Raw genomic sequence first — 21,922 nt, forward strand, 5'->3', positions numbered from 1 at the left:
CCTCATAGCTTACGAAGTGAAACCTTCTCGACAAAAACTTCTTCTCCCCGCTCACCATTTTTGGGGAGAAAACTCACTTTTAAATCTGGTTCTGACTGTTGTTCGCGTCTGTCTACTTGTTCAGCTAGTTGGTCAGTGATGTCAAACAGAAGAGTTTTTGTTACTCTTTTTTGACTTGGTAATTCAAAGAAACTGATAGTACCAGCAAAATAAACATCTTTGTCAGCCGCCGCCGCTGTATTGGGCAAGTTGACATAAACATCATAAGTTCCTCTCGGCTTTCCTTGGAAAGACACATCAATTTCCAGCACATAGCCATTTTCTGGAGTAGCCAGCAAAGAGCGCTCACCCCCGCGAGTAGATAATGGAACAACTACTGTTATTGGTTCATCAGTTAATTGAGCTTTAACTTCCTTAGTAGCAACAGTTTCTTGCTGACGTACTCTTGGTTGTTGAATACTTGCAAGCGATCGCGGACGCACTAAGATTTGATCATATTTATCATAGGTGTAATTAAGGTTATAAACTGCCTTAACGACTTCTTCAGGAGTTTTATATTCAACTAGCTCCCCTTTGCCATCAAAAAAGGCATAGGGAAATTCTACTGCTGCTAGCTCTTGAGGTGTCACTTGAGAACTAGCACCCTTTGCTAATGTCCAAGATTGCCAGTAACGGTCAATACTAGCGTGATGTAGCCAAAAGATTGGGTCAAATCCAGCAGTCGGAACATCTCCCATCAGTCCCACACCTTCATCATAAGGAGAAGGGCCCTGCCAAATTGGATTAAACTTGTCTTTGGGAAAACTACCACCTATGTAGCCATGCATGACATTGTGAGGTGATTGTTCAATCTGGCTATTAAACACACTATATAGAATATTTTGGTATGCCGTCCGTTTGCCATCAATCAGACCTTGTTGTGTTGATGGCTCAATTGGTTGACCTGCATTTAGGCTTGTGAGCCTCAATTCTTCGTAAAGACCGTTGGTTGTTTGGTCAGTAGGAAGTCTAAATGCTTCTGGCATTGATTTGTATTTTGCAGACTTACTGTTAGTGTAATCCCAGTAGGGAATAGCAAAATTCGGATTACCAGAAAGGTTGCGAACAACTTGTTCAAAGTGATAAAGGTAGAGTCGATGCCAAGGGAGAAAGTGAACTCCAGTACCCGCTTCATGGGGACACTTCTGCCAATACTCTAGTAACTTTTTGATTTGTGCTTGGGTTTTTGGATCTAAAGATGATGCATTCGTATAAATTGGACACAGAGAATTTTGCTCTGTAAAATCCGCAGGAATGGGAACCCCATGAATTGCACCTTGGTAATAACAACTAACGGGATCTGTGCAACCCGATTCTCGGATCTTTTTGAGTGCAATTTTTAGCGACTGAAGATCTTTTTGTCCACTGCGAGAGTAAACATCTTTGCGAACAAACTTGGCCCGGGGTGATCTAACTGATTGGGTTGGCTGAGTTAACTCAGGTACTTGGGTAGATTGAGCATAAGCGTTGCTTGGCACTAACAATGTCGCCACAATAGCGAATATTGCCAAAATCAAAGCGAGAAGAACCTTTTTCATAACTTTCCTAAACATTTGATCAGCGAAGTGAATTACAGAGATCATCTAATACCATTTCACCTAAGTTCTGTACGACTGAAACTTAGGGTTTGGAGTGCGATCGCTTTGCTGCTTCTGCTAATTAGCGAAAAGGCTAATCATCTCTCCTGGACTGTGATAGACATTAGTCTCACAGAAAACTAGAAGCGTCAAACTTCCGAACTTTATTAGCAGCCTTTGAAGGGAGAATATACGGTTACTGGTTCCGTTCTCAGTTATTAATTAAACCAGGTATGTGAAGCATTTTTTTTTACTTCAAAAATCTTCACAGCAGTTCTCACTTGATTGATGTGTGATAAATACAGAAACCCTGTAGAGACGTTACATGTAACATCTCTACATGTGATTGTTTTCAAAACAGGAGCGCCTGGTTTGATTACAAACTATTGTGATTAGTACTACTAGCAGGGGATCATCCATAACTCGGCTGTTTACCCTTGTATATGCTGTTATTCTTTATTTACTGCAATTATTGAAAATAAAATATTTGCTTAGTTAATTTGTGAAGTAACAAAAATTATGTCAGCCAAAAGCTAGAAATTGAATGTTTTAATATATAACTTTGGGATAGTTAAATCTCTAAAAAACATGTTTATAAGTAAAACCATAGGTATCAAACACCTATGTACATACAAGTGAGGCTAACAATTATGTCACTTCAAACCATTACATCCGAGTTGTTCAGGGAGCTATCCAGAGAAGAACAAGAGATTCTATCTGGGGGACAAAACGGCAGAGATGGCGACAGAGATAGAGATAGAGACAGAGACAGAGATAAAGACAGAGACAAAAGGTACAAATGCCGTTACTGTTACGACTGTGAACGTTACCGTGACTAAGTTTGCAAAGCTTACTGACTGAGTAACGCAGTAGTTTTGACTTTGCAATTAGTAGGGATAATAGGGAAGGGAAAGACTTATAAAACTTAACTCAAGAGCAATTAAGTTTTGAGAAGTTTAGATAGTCTTCTGCATTCTTTTAAAACTTTCAATTAAAAGAAAAAATGGGATAGTCCTTACTTTTGCACCCTTCTCTTACTTTAAATGCAAGTATTAGTGGTGGAAAGCCTAGCGAACGTTTACCTACATTAACTTGGGTTAATCAAACTAACGATCGCCTTAACCAATGCATCCGGATCTACTGGTTTGGGAATATGCATTTGAAACCCCGCTGCTAGTGCTTGCTGCTGATTAATTTCGCCTGCATAGGCTGTCAGAGCGATCGCTGGTACTTGTCCTCCCTGCTGAGGCGATCGCTTTCTGACTTCACGCATCAGCATATAACCATCTGTCCGTGGCATTCCAATATCACTAACTAGAACATCTGGTATGGATTGAGACAGTGCTTCTAATGCCTCTTGTGCTGATGACACGGCGGTTACTTCCACACCGTAGTCTTGCAAAATGAAAGTCACTAAGTCTCGAATATCTGGTTCATCGTCTACCACTAAAATTTGCATAAGTCAGAGGAATGGAGGTTCAAGGATACAAGTGAGAGTCGAATTTCTACCCGTCCTCTTGTTGGTGTAAATTTTACCGCATTTAGCTATCGACATAGCTTAAAATCTCATATTTTAGTCCTCTTGAGAGGACTTTAGCTATGAGCTTGAGAATTTATTCCTAGGCTCTTTAGCAACGAAGCGAACGTACTGATTTAAATTATCTCTTCAGTCGCATGAAAGCCGCACCAATCAATAGTCCTAAAACCTGTGTCCAGTGAAACATACTAGTTTGATTCACACCAACAGGAGGAATATTTAAACTACCAATGCCATAAAACATTTGTTGCAAAAACCACCAAAAAATATATACAAAAGCTGGTAGTTCGATAGGTATATAAACAATTATTAACGGCAAAATTGTGTCAATTTTCGCTTTAGGAAACTTCATGATGTATGCTCCTAATATAGCTGCGATCGCGCCATTCGCTCCAATCAATGGTACTGTCAAACTCGGCTCAGCTATAATTTGCACTACGCCTGTGAGGCTGCCAGCAATCAGATAAAATCCTAGATAGCGTCCATGTCCGAGAATATTTTCTACAGTCTTGCCAAAAACCCACAAAAATAGCAGATTTCCTAATATTTGGCTAAAGCTACCATGTAAAAACATCGCCAAAGGTAGCGAAAACAAACGCCAAATTACAACTATCCAAGCAGCAGAGTTAAAGAAAATCGCATTTGTAATTGCCCCATTAATCTGAGCTGGAATCACACCCCAACTGTTGACAAAATAGCCTAATTCCCCACTTAGTTCTAATTTGAGTTCCCATAAAAATATGGCAATGTTAATCCCAATCAGCCAGTAATTAATAATTGGCTGACTGCGATTACGAAGGTTATCACTAATAGGAATCATGGGGTTATATAGGCTTGACTATGCTAATGTAACAACCAATACAAAACTCAGGAACCAAAACTCGTCCGCTGTAACCTGATTGATAAGAGGCAGGGGTCAGGAGGAAAGGTACAAACCTTGTCCCAGAAGTTTGCCCGGAGGGAGACCCTCCCGCAGCGCTGGCTCCTCCTTGCAACTTCTCTTCTTGTGGGCAAAAGCCCCCATGCTCCTTTTCTCCCAAGGTTGTTCTAATATCTGTTTTAGACAGTTACGAAATAGCTAGCACTCAGGCTGAGGTTGGTAGAGCCTTGAATGATAGCAATTAGTTCAAGACTAATTTCATTCAGGAATAAGGCTGTACCTGTAGCCAAACCAGTTGGCACTGCTCCCAAGCTATAACTAGAGTTAGAGCCAAACAATTGAAACGTGTCTTCCAAAGTATTGAAATCAGTAATTAGAGCATAATCGTCTAGGCCGGAAATACTAGTATTGCTATCACTATAGAAGACACCTATAGTAGTACCTAGTACAAAGCGATCGCTCCCAGTGCCGCCAGTTAAGCGGTCAATTTCACCAACACCTCTTGTTGCTGTATCTGCTCCTGTCAGTACGTCATTACCTTCATCTCCAAACAGGCGATCGCTACCAGTACTCCCGAAGACAGAATCATTACCACGTCCACCATAGAGAATATCGCTACCACTATCCCCAAAGAGTAAATCGTTACCATCGCCACCTGTAATGTAGTCATTCCCTGCATTACCACGAATGGTATCATTGGCTGCACCACCCGCCTGGGTGTCGTTGTTAGCAGTACCCAAAAGATTTAAAGCAACAATACCCTTATTGTTTTTAGTTCTGGCATCGTTCTGCCCAGTAAATTCAGCATTGACTACTGTGTTCAAGTTCAGAAGAATGCCGTTAGACTGGGTAAAGCTATTGCCTTGGACTAATTCTGTATAGAGGGTGTGGGCATAGCCATGATTGCCAGCAAAATTCCACTGTCCAGGCTGGAATAAGTCGTTCCAATTGACGTAGATATCTAGGGTAGCCAATCGATCATCATAGCCCAGAGTTTCACTAGTATGTAAAGATACAATGCGAGTACCATCACTTGGATCTAGGCGATCGCTTGCTGCTTTGCCTTCAAACCCTGGCCCTGCGGGATCTAGTCCTACTATTTGAGCAATAGAACGCCCAGTAGATTCACGGTAGGCAGAGCCAGCGAATCCAGCAATGTGCGCTCCCAGGCTATGCCCGATCAGGTTAGTGTAAGTGGGATCTACGCCATTATTTATTAAGTATGTAGCTAGTTGATCACCGACATTGCGTGTTCTGCCGGCAGAAGTGGGATACCATGAGGAACTAGCTCCTTCCTCCCAATCTAGCAAAATGATATTAGCATTGGACTCACGCTGTCGAATGGTTTGGGCTATGTTTCCCATCCAGTTGGCAGGTTTATAGTTATTACCTGCGTTGCCACCAGTGCTTTGATAACCATGAATAACAATATAGGTCGGCGCATCAGAATTAATGCGCCCCGAACGGTTGATAGAACCGTTACCCCAAACATTAAAGTTAACTTGAACCATTTAAAAAATCCTATGTGAAGAATTTCTGTTTCTTAGGCTTAAAATTGTTTTGCAGCTAGAATTTCACTTACTTGACTGCCTAGATATCTGCAATAAAATAAATGCTAGATAACAAATTGTTTGGCGTAGTTAATCCCATATATGAAAATGATTTTACATAATATCAAAGTCCTTTTAGAGAGGTTCTAACAGAACCTCTCTACATGCAGATTCATCCGTCAATTCAGCAATGCCCATAATAACTAAGTTGAAAAAACTAATCTTGGGATAAGTAAATTTAAAATAGCTAATTAATCTTTTAGTTAAAATTAGCATAAATTTAATTTAAAATTAAATAAATTTTTATTAGCAACTATTAGCCTAATTTTACCTAGTGTGGGCATTAGTCGCTAAGAGCGATCGCACAGTGACTCGTGAGAACCCTAAAAACCTAGACAGTAACAAATTAAATAAAATTTAGTGGTTGAGATAGCTAGATAGTTATCATACCTTTCAACCAAAGTAGTAGAAATTATGTTTAGAGTTACGGAGCTATCAGTGCCTAATGGTATTTTCCTATTATCTGCATTTTGTGCGATCGCTTTAGCCATCATCCATCTATTCGCCGGTAAACTGCACTTTCTCGGAACTATCCCGCGTAATCGGTGGCTTTCCTTTGGCAGTGGAGTATCTGTTGCTTATGTGTTTGTCCACATTTTGCCAGAATTAAGTGAAGCACAGAAAACAGTTGAAGACAGCCTAGACTTTGGGCTTGTCTTTCTGGAGCATCACGTTTACCTAGTTGCACTCTTCGGTATGACAATATTTTATGGACTAGAGCGAGTTGCTATGGTATCGCGTCAGCGCAATCAAAAAGCAGGTAAGGGAGATGTAACCTCTTCTGGCGTTTTCTGGCTACACATTGCTTCTTTTGCTGTTTATAACGCTTTGATTGGCTACTTGCTAGTACATCGGGAAGAACCGGGTATTCAGAGTTTGTTTCTCTTCTTCTTCGCAATGGCGCTACATTTTGTAGTCAACGACTACGGTTTGCGCGAAAACCATAAAGGAATCTACGATCAGATTGGGTGTTGGCTATTAGCCGCAGCAATTATTGTCGGTTGGGTAATTGGTAGTGGAACGGAAATCCATAAAGCAGCGGTTGCAGTTCTCTTTGCTTTTTTAGCCGGAGGTGTTGTCTTGAATGTACTTAAGGAAGAACTACCAGAAGAACGAGAAAGTCGCTTTTGGGCTTTTGCTCTAGGTGCTGGAAGCTATGCAAGCCTGCTGCTGACTATTTAACAGTAAACAGTAGACCTCTTGCATGAATCAAATTATGAACTCCAAATAGATAAATTTCTCGTTACTCTCTGCGCCTCTGCGCCTCTGCGTGAACCTTAAAATTCTTATTTTCAGATATTCGTGCAAGAGATCTAGTTAACTGATTTAATATTCTCTTAATCGAGACTCAACAATGGTTGGATATACCAAATCTACTAGCTAAAATTCAATCCCATCTCAATAAATCGCCGATTATATTACTCTTTGCCAAAAGATTTAATTTCAATCGCCCCTAAAGCTTTCAGTATAGTCTTTTGAGCTTCAGTTAGACCCATAACACCAGTAATATTCATGTCCTCGTAGAGCCGCTCGGCTCTGAGCGTGTTGACGCATTTCCCCATACTGACATCCCAAAGCTTAATCGTTTCATCTTGGCTACCGCTAGCTAGAATCAGACCAGCCGGACTGAAATTGACAGACCAGACCTTGTTTGTGTGACCGTGTAATACTTTGAGACATTGACCGCTATGTGCATCCCACAGACGCACAGTTTGATCGTGACTGCCACTAGCTAAAGTACAACTATCCAGACCTCCAGGCATGGTTTGGCTTAAGCTTACGGAGTAAACCCCACTGGTGTGACCGTGTAACACTTTTAAGCAGTGACCATCCGAGACATTCCATAACCTGATAGTGCGATCATCACTGCCGCTGGCTAAGATTTGACCATCTGGACTAAAGCTGACTGAGCAGATCCCACTGCTATGACCATGTAATACTTTTAAACACTGGCCGTCTCGCACATTCCACAATCGCACAGAGGAGTCAAAACTGCCAGTGGCTAAGATTTGACCATCTGGACTGAAACTGACTGAGCGTACCCAATCCGTATGACCAGATAAAACTTGAAGGCATTGACCATCCCGCATATCCCACAATCGTATTGAAGAGTCATTACTGCCGCTAGCTAGAATCTGACCATCTGGACTGAAACTGATTGAGCGTACCCAATCCGTATGACCGGATAAAACTTGAAAGCACTTACCATTCTGCACATTCCACAACCATATTAAGGAATCATGGCTGCAACTGGCCAAAGTCTGACCATCTGGACTGAAAGTGTTTGCCCAGGTCGCACTCGTGTGACCTTGCAAAACTTGCAAGCAGTTACCAGAAACTACATCCCATAACTGAATAGAAGAGTCATGACTACCGCTTGCCAGAGTTTGACCATCGGGATTGAAGCTGACTGAACGTACTGCACTGGTATGGCCATGGAAAACTTGCAGACACTTACCAGAAGCGACATCCCATAGCCGAATACTTTGATCGTGACTACCACTTGCCAGAGTTTGACCATCTGGACTGAAACTGACTGCCCAAACCCAACCTGTATGTCCCTCAAATGTTAGAAGTTGTTTACCATCTGCTACTTGCCACAAACGAACTCTACCTCACCCGTCGCTAAGAGTTTGCCATCTGGGCTAAAAGCAATCGCTACTACACCAGTTAGAGTTTGAGCGAAAACCGACTTAACCAGATTAGCGTTCTGAAAATTGACTCCAGCCAGATTCAGCCGCCGCAAATCTGCTTGCCATACACATATATTGGAGAAGTCATACCCCCGCAAATCTACTTGCAAATATCCCAATAGATTGAGAATATTGCCGCCTACATACCCTGGTTGTTGAGGATGTAATAAACGCTGATGTTCAAGCAATTGTTTCAATTGCCGTTCTACAATTGGCTGACTGCTTAACTGTGCTAGCAGACACTCAATTAATGGTTGCACAATCAGCCGCTTTTGCGTTTCGCGCACGTAGTCTTTAGCAGTGGCTTGCATGAGAGCGTAATTTTGGAGGACGTGTGTAAAGGAAGACACCATGAGTTCTCCGTTTCCTAAGCCCACTTCTTTATTTCTTCACAAGCTTGCTCTACCAATCTTTCTGTGAAATATTCCATCACCACAGGTTGTAGCGAGAATCGTTCAGCGCTTTTTTCGATTAGAGATCGCCTTAACAGGGAGGTCAAAGCTTCTGGTAACTTTTGCTTAGATACAACTGTGACTATCTCTTGTGCTAACTCAGAGATTGACGATGCAATCTCCGGCTGGCAAAGCCAAAATCTTGCGGGGAGTCTACCAGTGTCTCAAACCCGGTGGTCAATTCCTTACCCATGAATTGCTAGCACGCAACCATGAAATAGAACTGCATCGTGTCTTGTCTTCTGTAAACCGAGTGAATGCCACACCTCTATCTATTGAAGACTGGAAAGCTACTCTAGAAACCGCAGGTCTACACATTCAGAATAGCCAAACAGGGGCAATGCGTCTATTGCATTTACCATCTTTGATTGCAGACGAAGGCGTTAATAGCACCCTCAAAATTTTTTGGAACATTGCCACACAACCACAAATGCGATCGCGAGTGTTAGCAATACGCCAAGTGTTTCAACAATATCAGCAAGACTTAGGCTACATCATTTTAGCTACCACAAAGTTCTAACGCAATTCACAGGAATTAACTTATGACGAACATTACTCTCGACAACATCACTCAGGCAGTAATTAATCACGGTGATGCAGGCCAGTCGCACCCGCGACTTTATGAGATTTACACAAGCCTTGTTACACATCTGCACGCCTTTGTGCGGGAGGTAAATCTGACCGAGCCAGAGTTGCAGCTAGGGCGTGATTTCCTCAATCGGGCGAGTCATTACACACAAGAGATTCCCAACGGAGAGATCCACATGCTGACAGATCTACTAGGAATCTCAGAACTAGTGGAGTTGTTGCACGACATAGAGCGAGGCACAGCCACAGAAAGCAATCTAGAAGGCCCCTTGTACGTACCAGATGCACCAGAACGCCAGATAGGCGATCGCCTCGGAGTAGACGAGAAAGGTGATAGGCTTTTGTTGTCAGGATGTGTTCTAGATTTGAACGGCCAGCCGATTCATGATGCGCTCATTGAAGTCTGGCAACCGAATTCCAAAGGATTCTATGACCTTCAAGATCCATCTCAGCCGCAAGGTAACTTTCGAGGTCGTTTCAGAACTAAGGCAGATGGCAAGTATGAGTTTGAAACTGTTGTACCACAGGGATACAATGTCCCAGCTAGCGGGCCATCTGGTGAAGTTCTAAGGCTTTTAGGGCGGCATACTTGGCGAGCTGCACATATTCACTTTAAGCTGAGTGCGGCAGGCTACTCTCCGCTGATCACGCAGATATTTATAGATGGAGACCCTCACATTGATTCGGATACAACTTTCTCGGTGAAGTCTGCGATCGTCAAGTTGCAAAAGCACGGCAGTCCAGAAGAACTATTCGCGCACAATCTAGACAAACCCTTCTATACAACCGAGTTCAACTTTATCCTTAAGCCAACTGCTTCTGAAGCAAGCAGGGTAGAACATTTGACTTTATTGAAGAAGGTAGAAGGCAAAGCCCTGACGCTCGTTCGCTCTTAGCGTCTCCCCTTCTCTCAAAGGGCTACGGTGTACACACAAGTCTTTTAGAGTTGCCCCACAGGCTTTTGATCCCCCCAACCCCCCTTAAAAAGGGGAGCAAAAACCTCTCAAAGTCCCCCTTTTTAAGGGGGATTTAGGAGGATCTACTACGATTTTGGTTTTGTACAGAGATGTGTGTACACCGTAGCTCTCAAAGGGAGAGGCTAGCGCCAAGGGAGAAGACTCGCTACCGCTACGCTATCGAGCAAGGTAAAGTTACCCTGGTGCTAACGAGATTAAAGTACGCAAACACTGGTACTGACAAAACGCCTTCACATTATTCACTGTGTTTTGAACTATTTTCTCAGGTGAGGTTTTAAATGAAAAGCAGATGGCGTTTCTTACTAGGAGTTCTCTGAAAATTCAGTATTAATATGGATTTATGCTGGTGCGATCGCTGCTTTCTTTGTTGATGCTTTCTCCGTTCTCCAAAGAGAGCAAAAATCAGTTTTTAATGAGTTAATTACCTTTGCGGCTGTTTGTCTTGCGGCTCCTTTTGCTTATGCTGCAACGACTGGCACAATCTCTATCAATGTGATGGCATTGTGGGTACTCAATACTCTTTTCTTCTCTAGTTCCATTTTTACAGTTAAGCTGCGAAAACCGAAAACTAGTTCTGTAATTCCAGGGGTAATTTATCACGCGATCGCTACTCTAATTATTTTCGCTCTCTACTGGTTTGCTTGGTTATCTCCAGTTACAGCTTTAGCTTTCAGTTTGGTAGTGTGCAAGTTTGCGTTTGTTGCTCTTAATCAGCAATGGTATCGCACCGCTAAAATTCGAGTTGTAGCAATGCTTGAAACTTTGACAGCTTTAAGTTTTCTAATAATTGTTATCTTTGCAATTTTGTTAGAAGGATAATTGCCAACTTTTTTTAATCAAAAAAACGGCGTTGCTGAATGAGGATATGAAATTCAAAAATCAACTCTTCTCAACTCTTACTCTCTGCAACTCTGCGTGGGATAAATTCATATTTCTACTCAGTAACGCCAAAAAACTACTTCACCCAATACCCCATCAACAATCTAAGACATTTCAATAAGCTAACAAAAACAAAATACAGACAGGAGTCTTGATGAAATCTGCTGAAATTTTGACACTAACTCAGCCTATACAAGAAGTGGAGCGACTAGAAGAACTACGCTACCAAGCAATGCTCAATAATGATACCGCTACTTTAGAACGACTGCTAGGGGAGGATCTGCACTCGAATGCGATCGCTGATACTAAACTAAGTTATGTTACCTTCCTAAAATCAGGTAACGTTCGGTATCAACAAATTGAGCGTGAGAACGTTTTACTGCGTGTTTACGGTGACACTGTTGTTGTAACAGGTAGGATTTTGATTACTGCTCTTATCAAAAGCGAAATCAGTTTTATAGACAATATATTTGTGAATATTTGGGCGAAACGAAAACAGGGTTGGCAACTTGTGCATTGGCAATCTACGCTGATTACAAGGTAAATTAGTCGAAGGCTAAATCTATGCTTTTATTACTAATCATGGCATCAAATCTAGCTCTGGTAATCACCCAAACCCGACTGACCCATTTTAGGTCGCGCCCTCGTGCTTTCTGGTAGATTGTTTTAACTATGATCATTCCAGGAATTAACTTATCTGCTGGAATGGCAGCAATAGTTATGGTAAGTTTTTTGTTTAATCTTAACCCTTTACAAAACTCGCAGCATGGTCTGATTGCATCGTATATGACATCTATAATCTTTGCCACAATCATGAATCTACTGCAATGGTTATTATGGCAAAACCGCCCAGATGTCATATTTCGATCCGTGACAACAGCTATAGCCCAAACTGCTATATGGTATTTGTCCCCGGTATTCGGGACTGAACTAATTAACATTTTCACTCCTGCGATTATCTGGCTGTTCCCTGTGTTTGGTGCGATTGTAGGGATAGCTATTGGATACCTTATCAATGCAGCTTGTTACCAGACATCGATCAATCTTTGATTATGTCTGAGGCTGAGGATAAATGTTTTCTCAAGAATCTATTTACTAAGCTTCATTTGTATAAATAAAGCAGGGCTAAACATCATTCTTTGCTGATTGCATTACCCTCAATATCGCGGATTTTTAGAAGAATTATTAGGATAAAAAATCACATGCAACTACCCAATACTCTCCAAACCCCTTCATTTTTCTAAAAACTTCATTGGGTTGCTGACCCTATAGGATATATGGAAAGTGCTGCCCAGAAATATCCTGACCTATTCACGGCTGAGATTATAGGTTTTGGAGATACAGCCGTATTTGTACATCATCCCAAAGCACTGCAAGAAATTTTAACCAATGACAGAAAGAAGTTTACTGCCCTTGGTGAGCCTAACAGATTTTTAGAAACGATCATAGGGAACTCTTCAGTTATCATGCTGGAGGGAGAACGCCATAAACAGCGACGGCAAATATTGATACCCCCTTTTCACGGCGATCGCATGAAGGCTTATGGTAATCTCATTTGTAGCCTCACGGAAAAAATCTTTAGTCAGTTACCACAAAATCAGTCTTTCCTAGCAAGAACTGCTACGCAGCAGATTTCCCTGGAAGTCATATTACAATCTGTCTTCGGTTTATCTGAAGGCGAACGTTATCAAAAACTCAAGCACTTGCTGATATTGATAACAGATGCGTTTCAATCTTCCTTTACTTCTGCCTCCATCTATTTCTCCTTTCTGCAAAAAGATTTAGGTGTTTGGAGTCCTTGGGGAAATTTTCTGCGTCTCAGGCAGCAAATTGATAAATTACTCTACGCAGAAATTGCAGAGCGTCGGCTGCAAAACAATTTAAACCGCATTGATATCCTTTCGTTATTAATGTCAGCCAAGGATGAACAAGGTGAATCGATGACCGACCAACAGTTGCGTGATGAAATGATGACATTGCTATTAGCTGGAAATGAAACCACAGCATCAGCAATGGCTTGGGGTTTGTATTGGATTCATCGTTTACCAGAAGTACGTGAAAAAATGCTCCAAGAACTAAATACCCTTGGCGATTTTTCTAATCCTATGAGCATTGTCCAGCTACCTTATCTCACTGCTGTCTGCAATGAAACCTTACGAATTTCTCCTGTAGCTATGATTACTTTCCCCAGAATAGTGCAGGAACCGACTGAACTACTGGAACATCATTTAAAGCCTGGGACAGTAATGATTGGCTGCATTTATCTTTTGCATCAACGTGAAGATTTATACCCACAGCATCGGCATTTTCAACCTGAACGCTTTCTAAAGCGTCAATTTTCTCCTTATGAATTTATGCCATTTGGCGGTGGTGTGCGTCGCTGTGTCGGTAATGCTTTGGCGAGCTTTGAAATGAAGCTCGTTTTGGCAACTATTGTGTCACGCTATCAACTAGCGTTGGTTGAGAATCGACCAGAAAAGCTACAGCGCAGAGGTATTACGTTGGCTCCTAAACATGGAGTCAAGATGAGATTTGACGACAATTAGTTTCAGTATTGCTGAAGCGCGGTAGCGGTGCTTTTAGCCTGTTCTGAGTCCTAAGTTGAAAGTCCTGAGTAGGTAAATAAGATTATTTGGACTATTATGAAATCACTTGGTATTGCTTGTGCATCAGGTAGTTTTAAAGGCGTATTTGTTCATGGTGTATTAAGCGCTTTTGAGTCGCTAAATAACCGTGCTAATGCTTATGCTGGGGCATCATCTTCTACTTTAATAACTGCTTGTGCAGCTATTGATAAAGCATGTGAGGTTGGTATTGAGTACTGGTATCAAGCAATAAAATTCTCAGAACAATCAGGTAGTAACATGAGCCAAACGGTTCTTCAGAGCATTAAAGAATATGCTCCAATGTTACGCGCGCACCTATTCTTACCTGATACACCGCGCTTAATTATTGCAGCTAGCAAGGTTGTTACGCCAGAAGGTGCTGAAGAAACACAAGGAAATAAAGCGAGGCGGTTGGGACGGCAATTATTGATTTGTGCTGCACGAGGCGAACGGACATGGGTGGATAAGCATCTTAAGACTCATTTATTTGATACTGCTGCTTCTGAAGAGACTCTACAACTAAATGCAAATAACTTTGACGAAGTTGCTTATGCATCCACACGAATGTTGCATGCATGGGATATTCCTGCTTGGGTAGATAAAAAACCATATATAGATGCTTCCTATGTTTGCTCATGTCCGGCTGTGGAACTAGCTCAATTAGGATGTAGTGAAGTTATTGCAGTGGCGACTGAACCAGGTGATTTATATCGAGATTTATTTCAAACTGCTTTGGTTCCAACTTCCTGGAAAGATGTACCGATTCATATTATCAGACCAGATGTAGATTTAAAAGAACTTGGCGTAGACTTTACTAACGCCACCAAAGATGGTTTACGTACAGCGTATCAGCATGGTGAAAACAAGGGAAAAGAATTTGTTAGAACTTACTCGTAATAAGTAAATTCTCACTTACGATTTTCACGTCGCCACTTTCCCCGCACTAAACGAATTTCATCATAACTGTAGCTTTCGCCAAGTTGCTCTCGAATTGGAGTCAGAGAAATATCACCTACCGCTTCTAAAACTTGCCAAATGTTTTTCTGACGTTCCAGAGGTACTAACTGATTTAAATCTATAGGTTGATCTTTTTCAATTAAATCTGCCAGATGACGAATAATTGTAGTGGCGCGGATGTTGCGTTTTTGGGCAATTTCAGCAACACTCAAACCTTGTTGATACAACTGTAAGGTAAATAACTCTGTGTCGGAAGGTAAGCCTAAAAAAGGTGTAGATTTAACTTGTTCCTGTGAACCTTGTTCTTGGCGGTAAGCTTTAATTTCTGCGAGGAACTTATCACCATACTGGGCTAGTTTGTGACTACCTACACCAGAAAGTTTACCGAACTCGGTGATTGTTTTAGGTTGTACCTGCGTCATTAATTTTAGGGTTGAATCATGAAAGATCACGTAAGGTGGTACGGATTGTTCATCAGCGAGTTGTTTGCGGAGCGATCGCAATCTTTGCAATAATACTTCTGCCTCTGCGGCTTTTTCACTTCCCTCTTCCCAAGTAATCTTTTGAGCCACTGGAACAGCTAGAGAAACTGTACGCTGTCGCCGCATAACTTCCCAACTGAGGGCGTTCAGTTTCAAAACTGAGTAACCATCGCTAGTTTGTTCTAGTAAGCCTTGATGTAAAAGCGATCGCCCCAACATTCGCCACTCATCTACAGTTTTATCTTTACCAATACCATAAGTAGAAAGTTTATCATGTTCATTTTGGGTAATTTTCTGGTTTTTCCCTCCCCGCAACACATCAATAATATGCAGCATTCCAAATCTTTCTTTACAACGCGCCACACAAGATAAAAACTTCATGGCTTCAATTGTCCAGTCTTGCAATGGTTTAGGATAACGACAATTATCACAGTTACCGCAATTTCCTGGAAAACGTTCTCCAAAATAACCTAACTGAATTGTGCGTCGGCAAACAGTACCTTCAGCATAGTCAATTACTTGACGCAGTTGTTGTTTGGAAATCAACTGTTCTTGAGGATCAGTTTTTTGGTTAATACTCCATTCAATAGTTTTAATATCACTAAAACTGAAAAAAAGTGTACAACGTGAAGGTTCGCTATCTCTTCCCGCCCTACCTGATTCTTGATAATAACTTTCCAGATTACGTGGTAAATCAAAGTGAATTACTAACCGCACATCTGGTTTATTAATTCCCATTCCAAAGGCAATTGTTGCCACCATAACGCGCACATCATCCCGAATAAATCGAGTTTGATTGTTGCTGCGTTCTTCATCACCTAAGCCAGCATGATAAGACAAAGCAGAAATCTGATCATTTTGCAGTTTAAAGGTGAGTTCATCAACTTTTTTGCGCGTCAAGCAATAAATAATTGCTGAACCTTCGTTTTCCCGGATAAGTTCCAATAATTCAGCGTAAGCAGACTTAGTTTTAGAACGAACCTCGTAGTAAAGATTTTGGCGGTTAAAGCTGGCAATGTGGATACTGGGTTGCTTTAGCCCTAATTGTTGAATGATATCAGTACGGACGCGATCTGTTGCTGTGGCTGTGAGGGCGAGAGTCGGGATATTGGGGTAGCGTTTCCGCAGAGATTTCATCTGGCGGTATTCTGGGCGAAAGTCGTGTCCCCACTCAGAGACGCAGTGCGCTTCATCAATAGCAAAAGCCGCAATCCCAATTTTTTCCTTGACTAAATCTAGAAATGGCAAAAATCTTTCACTCAGTAGACGTTCTGGGGCGACGTATAGTAACTTAACTTTACCGTTTAAGATGGCTTCTTCACGCGATCGCACTTTATAAGGGTTCAGACTGCTGTTGAGAAATGTGGCAGAAATGTTATTATTTCGCAGTGCTTCCACTTGGTCTTGCATTAAAGCAATCAGCGGCGATACCACCACCGTTAAACCTTTTTTCAGCAATGCGGGTAACTGAAAACACAGAGATTTTCCCCCACCGGTTGGCATTACAATCAGTAGATCCCGGTTTTGTAGCGCATCTTCGATAATTTGCCGCTGTCCGGGGCGGAATTGGTCGTAACCGAAGTGATATTTTAGCGCTTGTTCGAGATTCGGATACTGAAGCATAGCGATCGCTTTGGGTTGCTCTCTGCGTGGGTAGTTATGAGGATAACAGGATTATAAAAGTACTTAGTTTTTACTAGTTATACCAATTCTCCAAAATCAGGCTATAGATACAAGCCTAGAAACCTAGATTAAATTTAACTTTCTTAATTACGAGTTCCGTGTAGTGGTGTTAGCATCTTGTACAGTATACAAAGCGATTTCAATTGGAGAGAGCGATCGCCCCGTTGGTTTTTGCGTAGTTTTATCTATTTCTGCTGGCGTATATTGTAGTGAATATTGCCCTCCTAAACTGGCTAACACCATACCCACAGAACCGTGTGCAGTCATGCCTGTATAGTCTGCTATTACATCAGAAATATTCCAACCATCCGACAAATTTTTGTAAATCTTTTTGACACACTGATAAAAGTCTAGAGGATCGTAGATATCATTCACAACAATCGGTGCTGGTATTTTCAACTGGGCAAACTCCTGTTGTAAATTTTGAGCAACAGCTAACGTCTCTTGAGAGCAAATTAGCCAAACACACTCTAATACTGGCGTATGATAATTAATTGCCTTGCGACAAGGTTCAGGACGGCTGACAAGCAAAATTAATCCCCGTCGTTTAGCAGGTGATACCTTATCTAACTTGACTTCTGTTTTTTGGCGCAACCGTGATAACCCAATCGCAAACAACCACACTGACAGCGAAAAGATACACACAGCCCCTAGGGCTATTCCTATCGATGCTTTTACCGAAGTGCCCAACCAGCTAAACAATATTTGCGTAACTGCATTGCTCAATACTGATAAGAATATCGTGCCAATTAAGAAGGGAAAAATAGTTTCAGGACTAAAGAAGATTTTGGCTACATCAGAGAAATTAGGACGCAACGCAGTTATTCCTCATTTTGGGTAACACAAATTACTGTAGCGAATGACGCAGGCTTTTCCAAATAGCGCTAGTTTTTGGGGAATCTAGAAGCCTGACGAGCCGCACCACAGCGTCCAACAGATTTGCATCCAACGGACTTACGTCAATCGCTTTCACATCAACACGGCTGCGCGATCAGGGATGCCCTGCCTCGACCATCACTGAGCCAACGAGGGTGGGGTCAAGATCGAGGCGAAGGCTAAGGTACGGTTGCGCCTTGGATGCTTCCAGAATTTGGCTGACAATCGGCAGTTCAACCGTAGCAAGCAGATAATGCATCGGGTCGTACTGATAGCGATCGCATCGCAGCCCAGAAGGACTTCTTTTCCGATAGCATCGTCGTCGATGAACGCTTCGTTCTGCGCGTCCCCTCCAACCTCGATCTCGCTGGGGCTGCGCCGCTCCTTTGTGCTGGGATCACAACCTATGCCAATTCCGGGTACCACGAAGTTGCATCGCTTGGACGAAAACATCGGGGCAGTCTCAGTCAAACTCACGCCCGACGATCTGCGTAACATTGATGATGCGACCTCAAAGATCACGGTGCAAGGAGCTAGATACCCCGAAAAGCTGGAGCAAATGACCGATCGCTGAGCGGTATCCCTACGGGGTACAGGACTGGACTCACCGCACTGGCTCACCTTTTCCCAGACCACACGAGAGATCAGAACAGGACTTACGCACTCAGATCCCCCAACCCCCTTAAAAAGGGGGCTTTAGAAGTTCCCCCCTTTTTAAGGGGAGCCAGCGCGGTCTTCTCCCTTCGCGTAGCGTCTCCAAGAGTTGGGGAGACGCAATCATGCGATGGGGTCTCCCCAAGTGGAGCGACTGGCGTGGGCTAGGGGGGATCTAGGTTTCAGGCTTCAGTGCATAAGTCCTAAAGAAGTGCTTAGAAGGGAAAGTATTGACAAAGAGTTAGGAGCTAATTGTACACTCTCCATTCTGGCTACTTGCTCTTAACTCCTAACTTCTTGTTGGTAAAAAATTGAGCGATTAAATAGACAAGGATACCCGCAGCCATTCCCGGAAGCACTTCGTAAACAATATTAGACAACTTGAATACTAGACTCCAAGAAATAGCTGCTGCAATGCCAACGCTCATCATTAACAGGGCTACAGATGTCTTTACAGGCAATTGCCAGACACGTAATATTAATAATGGCCCCAAACCCGAAGCCAAAGCTGACCAAGAAAATGTAACTAATAGGAATACATTATTATCACCTGCTAAGGCAATACTTAAAACTATCATTGCCACAGTCAGAGTTCCTAGCTTTGCTAGTTTGTAAGAGTTAGCAAACTGAGGAAAAATATCTTGCGTTATTGCTGCTGAACAACAGAGAATTTGAGAATCTGCGGTGGACATTGTAGCAGCAAATACTCCTGCTAGCATCAATCCCACAAAGACAGCAGGTAAAAACTCTTGTGCTAAGTAGGGTAAAGCCAACTCTGGATCGCCCCCAGTCATCAATTCTGGTAAAACTACTCGCGCTGTCAAGCCAATACCAATAGCAGAAAAAGAATTAACCAGACCACAAATGGTTTTGATATTGAGAGCATGATTTACATTTTCAGCCGAGTCAATCGCCATTGCTCGTGTCAAGATGTGAGGTTGACCGACTACACCAAACCCAGCGACTATCCAACCAAATAAAAAGGGCAAGAATCCCAGAGGGAGATTTGTGGGACTCAAATTAACGAGTTGTGCATCAATGGCTGCCAGTTTTGTCCAAATTTCTCCTAATCCCCCAGAGTTGACAACTGCAACAGTTAATAGTAGCAGCAATGAACCAATCATGATGATCCCTTGTACTGCATCTGTCCAGATTTCGGCACGGACACCTCCAGAAAAACAGTAAATGACAACCATGATCGCCCCAAGTACAATTCCCCAGTAGTAATCCCAACCGAACACTACATTAAGCGCTTTGCTGCCGGCGACAAGTTGTGATGCAGCATAGGAACCAAGAAAAGCAATAATAATCATAGCTGAGACAATAGAAATCCAGCGATCGCCTGAAGTATTTTGAGCTAAAAAGGCAGAGACAGTATTAGACGAGTTTTCCTCAGAAATTTGTCTTAACCGCTTGAAAAAAAACCACCAAGCAATATAGTCTCCAATCGCCCAGCCAATAACTAACCAAATAGCAGAGATTCCGATCTTGTAGGCAAAACCAACTTGACCCAAAAATAATAAGCCACTCTGACCTGTTGACATTGCTGATAGTGCTGTTAACCAGGGATGTACCCCTCGACTCGCTAGTAAGTAATCAGCAGTTGTGTTTTGCTTATGGCTTGCAGAGTAAATTCCTACGAAGATAATTAAGGCAAGAAAACCGATGAAAGTAGCTGCTATTAATAGTTGATTAGTCATAGAGAATTAGGGGAATCTTGTGATAAAGTTCCTGGTATTCTAAATTACCGCCTAATTCTACCAACTAAAGAGATGCCAGACTTCTTAAGCTTTTTAATTAACTCCAATAGTTGTTGGTAATCATCTGTTTTGCCTTGTTCTAGAAAGAGGTTAGCAGCTTTTTGTAAATCAGTAATTGCTCCTTGTTTATCTCCCAGCTGAAAACGGGCAATTCCTCGACCAGTATAAGCTGGGGCAAAGTTGGGATTAATCCGCAAAGCTTGATTAAAATCAGTAATTGCTCCTTTCTTGTCTCCCAAATCAAAGCGGGCAATTCCGCGTCCGGCATAGGGTGGGGCCAAGTTGGAATTAATTCGCAAAGCTTCGGTGAAATTAGCGATCGCTCTGTTCTTATCTCCTAACTGATAATAGGAAATACCCCGGCCAGCGTAGGCTTCGGCGTAGTTGGGATTAATCTTCAAAGCTTGGTTGAAATCAGCGATCGCTCTGTTGCTGTCATCCAGGCTATTATGGGCAATTCCCCGATTATTGTAAGCAAAAACAAACTTAGGATTAATCTTCAGAGCTAAGGTATAATCATCAACAGCTCCTTTCTTGTCTCCCAAGGTAGAGCGAGCCAGACCCCGGTTATTGTAAGGGTCAGCATCTTTGGGATTAATCTTCAAAGCTTGGTTATAGTCGTCAATTGCCCCCTGGTAGTCTCCTAAGTTATAGCGGGCAAGACCTCGATTATTGTAAGCATTGAGATAGTTGGGATTAAGGCGAATTGCTGTAGTGTAGTTAGCGATCGCACCTTTAAAATCTCCCTGATCATACTTGTCCCCACCTTGAATATAGAAGTCGTCTGGTTTCGGTGCTGTTGCTACGGGTGCAGTAGGAGGACTAACGCCCACATCTACCCCAGCTTGAGATGAAAGTCTCAAAAAGGTATTGATCGGAATCCCCAAATTAAAACCTGATTTGACATAAGCAACTGTGGAATTGATTTTAGAGGTTTCGATATCCGCTTCATCTGCTCTACCATGAATTCCCACCAGTTGACCTCTGTCATTCAACACCGGGCCGCCACTCATCCCCGGTAACGTATTATTGTTGTAGACCAAAGCATAGCCATCACGCAGAGGTTTTGAGGCGTTAGCAGTAATTCGCCCATCGGTAAAATTGTAAATTGTGCTGGAAATTGCTGCCGTTACTTGAGGAAAACCAGCTACATAGGCTGTTGTCCCTTCTGCCGAGTCATCTGAGTTGCCTATCTTGGCAACAGTGTAACTTTGGTTGCTGGTAAACTCTATAACGGCTAAGTCTACTTCTGGCAGCTTTTTCACAGTATTGTAATCGAGTGGATAACGCTGACCATCTGGGGTGACGATTTCATATTTGGCTTGAGTTTCGATCACATGCTTAGCTGTCAGAACAGTATAAGTCTCGCCCTGTTGCTGAATAATTATCCCAGTCCCAGAACCGTTTTGATTCTCAATCAGCACCGTGATTGCTTTGGCAACTTTCGCCACCTCAGATGAGGAAAGTGCTACGACAATTTGCGGTTGCACCAGGGTAATTGATACTCCAATGATTGCTGGTACAAGTGCATAATTAAATTTCATGATTTTATTTTTAATAGGTATTAATCGACTTTACAAGTAAATAGCTCCATCTCAGTCCACACTTTTTATGGTTTGCTTAGCATCAGCCGTCACCCTCAAGAAAGCAGGTGGAACAGTAAAAAAGACAA

17 protein-coding genes and 4 pseudogenes are annotated in these 21,922 nt (G+C 42.3%); 9 read left to right on the forward strand and 12 right to left on the reverse strand.

Annotation, left to right across the window (positions count from 1 at the left end):
* Positions 1-2 precede the first annotated feature (2 nt).
* The gene (locus HCR01_RS28720) at positions 3-1,577 is read right to left on the reverse strand and encodes a tyrosinase family protein (protein ID WP_193199431.1); all 1,575 of its coding nucleotides are present in this window, start codon (positions 1,575-1,577) and stop codon (positions 3-5) included.
* Between the two features lie 689 nt (positions 1,578-2,266).
* On the opposite strand from HCR01_RS28720, the gene HCR01_RS28725 reads away from it, so the two are divergent.
* The gene (locus tag HCR01_RS28725) at positions 2,267-2,455 is read left to right on the forward strand and encodes a hypothetical protein (protein WP_193199432.1); all 189 of its coding nucleotides are present in this window, start codon (positions 2,267-2,269) and stop codon (positions 2,453-2,455) included.
* A 248-nt stretch (positions 2,456-2,703) separates the two neighbouring features.
* On the opposite strand, the pseudogene HCR01_RS28730 reads toward HCR01_RS28725, so the two are convergent.
* From HCR01_RS28730 to HCR01_RS28740, 3 genes and pseudogenes are all read right to left on the reverse strand, one after another.
* Positions 2,704-3,075, reverse strand: a pseudogene (locus HCR01_RS28730) (response regulator); the annotation flags it as partial.
* A 199-nt stretch (positions 3,076-3,274) separates the two neighbouring features.
* Complete coding sequence (locus tag HCR01_RS28735) at positions 3,275-3,973, reverse strand: rhomboid family intramembrane serine protease (RefSeq protein WP_193199433.1); 699 nt, start codon at positions 3,971-3,973, stop codon at positions 3,275-3,277.
* Between the two features lie 239 nt (positions 3,974-4,212).
* A complete protein-coding gene (locus HCR01_RS28740; RefSeq protein ID WP_193199434.1) occupies positions 4,213-5,544 on the reverse strand; it encodes a hypothetical protein in 1,332 nt (443 codons plus the stop codon).
* A gap of 513 nt (positions 5,545-6,057) precedes the next feature.
* Here HCR01_RS28740 and HCR01_RS28745 point away from each other — a divergent pair.
* Entirely contained in the window at positions 6,058-6,825 is a 768-nt protein-coding gene (locus HCR01_RS28745; RefSeq protein ID WP_193199435.1) for a hypothetical protein, read from the forward strand.
* Between the two features lie 236 nt (positions 6,826-7,061).
* Here the strand turns inward: HCR01_RS28745 and HCR01_RS28750 are convergent, their stop codons facing one another.
* Positions 7,062-8,246, reverse strand: a complete 1,185-nt coding sequence (locus tag HCR01_RS28750; protein WP_193199436.1) for a WD40 repeat domain-containing protein — start codon at positions 8,244-8,246, stop codon at positions 7,062-7,064.
* Positions 8,234-8,689, reverse strand: coding sequence for a pentapeptide repeat-containing protein (locus HCR01_RS28755; RefSeq protein ID WP_193199437.1), 456 nt, complete (start codon positions 8,687-8,689; stop codon positions 8,234-8,236). The genes HCR01_RS28750 and HCR01_RS28755 overlap by 13 nt, the downstream gene beginning before the upstream one ends.
* Positions 8,690-8,900: 211 nt before the next feature.
* Here HCR01_RS28755 and HCR01_RS28760 point away from each other — a divergent pair, with 211 nt between their 5' ends.
* From HCR01_RS28760 to HCR01_RS28775, 5 genes and pseudogenes are all read left to right on the forward strand, one after another.
* Positions 8,901-9,308, forward strand: a complete 408-nt coding sequence (locus HCR01_RS28760) for a hypothetical protein (protein WP_193199438.1) — start codon at positions 8,901-8,903, stop codon at positions 9,306-9,308.
* Between the two features lie 22 nt (positions 9,309-9,330).
* Positions 9,331-10,272 carry a dioxygenase gene (locus HCR01_RS28765; protein ID WP_193199439.1) on the forward strand — a complete coding sequence of 314 codons (942 nt, stop codon included), beginning with the start codon at positions 9,331-9,333 and terminating at the stop codon, positions 10,270-10,272.
* Between the two features lie 411 nt (positions 10,273-10,683).
* Positions 10,684-10,803, forward strand: a pseudogene (locus tag HCR01_RS39150) (YwiC-like family protein); the annotation flags it as partial.
* Between the two features lie 42 nt (positions 10,804-10,845).
* The gene (locus HCR01_RS28770; RefSeq protein WP_226889701.1) at positions 10,846-11,172 is read left to right on the forward strand and encodes a hypothetical protein; all 327 of its coding nucleotides are present in this window, start codon (positions 10,846-10,848) and stop codon (positions 11,170-11,172) included.
* Between the two features lie 214 nt (positions 11,173-11,386).
* Positions 11,387-11,776 carry a nuclear transport factor 2 family protein gene (locus HCR01_RS28775; protein ID WP_193199440.1) on the forward strand — a complete coding sequence of 130 codons (390 nt, stop codon included), beginning with the start codon at positions 11,387-11,389 and terminating at the stop codon, positions 11,774-11,776.
* Between the two features lies 1 nt (position 11,777).
* Here the strand turns inward: HCR01_RS28775 and HCR01_RS28780 are convergent, their stop codons facing one another.
* Positions 11,778-12,173 carry a hypothetical protein gene (locus HCR01_RS28780; protein WP_193199441.1) on the reverse strand — a complete coding sequence of 132 codons (396 nt, stop codon included), beginning with the start codon at positions 12,171-12,173 and terminating at the stop codon, positions 11,778-11,780.
* Positions 12,174-12,434: 261 nt separating this feature from the next.
* On the opposite strand from HCR01_RS28780, the pseudogene HCR01_RS28785 reads away from it, so the two are divergent.
* Both HCR01_RS28785 and HCR01_RS28790 read left to right on the forward strand, forming a co-directional pair.
* A pseudogene (locus tag HCR01_RS28785) lies at positions 12,435-13,778 on the forward strand (cytochrome P450).
* 96 nt (positions 13,779-13,874) lie between these two features.
* Positions 13,875-14,735, forward strand: a complete 861-nt coding sequence (locus HCR01_RS28790) for a hypothetical protein (protein ID WP_193199442.1) — start codon at positions 13,875-13,877, stop codon at positions 14,733-14,735.
* 11 nt (positions 14,736-14,746) lie between these two features.
* Here the strand turns inward: HCR01_RS28790 and recQ are convergent, their stop codons facing one another.
* The 5 genes and pseudogenes from recQ to HCR01_RS28815 form a co-directional block, all read right to left on the reverse strand.
* Complete coding sequence (recQ, locus tag HCR01_RS28795) at positions 14,747-16,900, reverse strand: DNA helicase RecQ (RefSeq protein ID WP_193199443.1); 2,154 nt, start codon at positions 16,898-16,900, stop codon at positions 14,747-14,749.
* Between the two features lie 147 nt (positions 16,901-17,047).
* Entirely contained in the window at positions 17,048-17,776 is a 729-nt protein-coding gene (locus tag HCR01_RS28800) for a CRISPR-associated protein (RefSeq protein ID WP_193199444.1), read from the reverse strand.
* Between the two features lie 31 nt (positions 17,777-17,807).
* Positions 17,808-18,125: pseudogene (locus HCR01_RS28805) on the reverse strand (AraC family transcriptional regulator).
* 637 nt (positions 18,126-18,762) lie between these two features.
* The gene (locus tag HCR01_RS28810; protein ID WP_193199445.1) at positions 18,763-20,190 is read right to left on the reverse strand and encodes a sodium/proline symporter; all 1,428 of its coding nucleotides are present in this window, start codon (positions 20,188-20,190) and stop codon (positions 18,763-18,765) included.
* A 44-nt stretch (positions 20,191-20,234) separates the two neighbouring features.
* Entirely contained in the window at positions 20,235-21,794 is a 1,560-nt protein-coding gene (locus HCR01_RS28815) for a tetratricopeptide repeat-containing serine protease family protein (RefSeq protein ID WP_193199446.1), read from the reverse strand.
* Positions 21,795-21,922 lie beyond the last annotated feature (128 nt).

Origin of the sequence: Nostoc sp. MG11, from assembly GCF_014904695.1 — a bacterium.
In the GTDB taxonomy this organism is placed as follows: domain Bacteria; phylum Cyanobacteriota; class Cyanobacteriia; order Cyanobacteriales; family Nostocaceae; genus Komarekiella.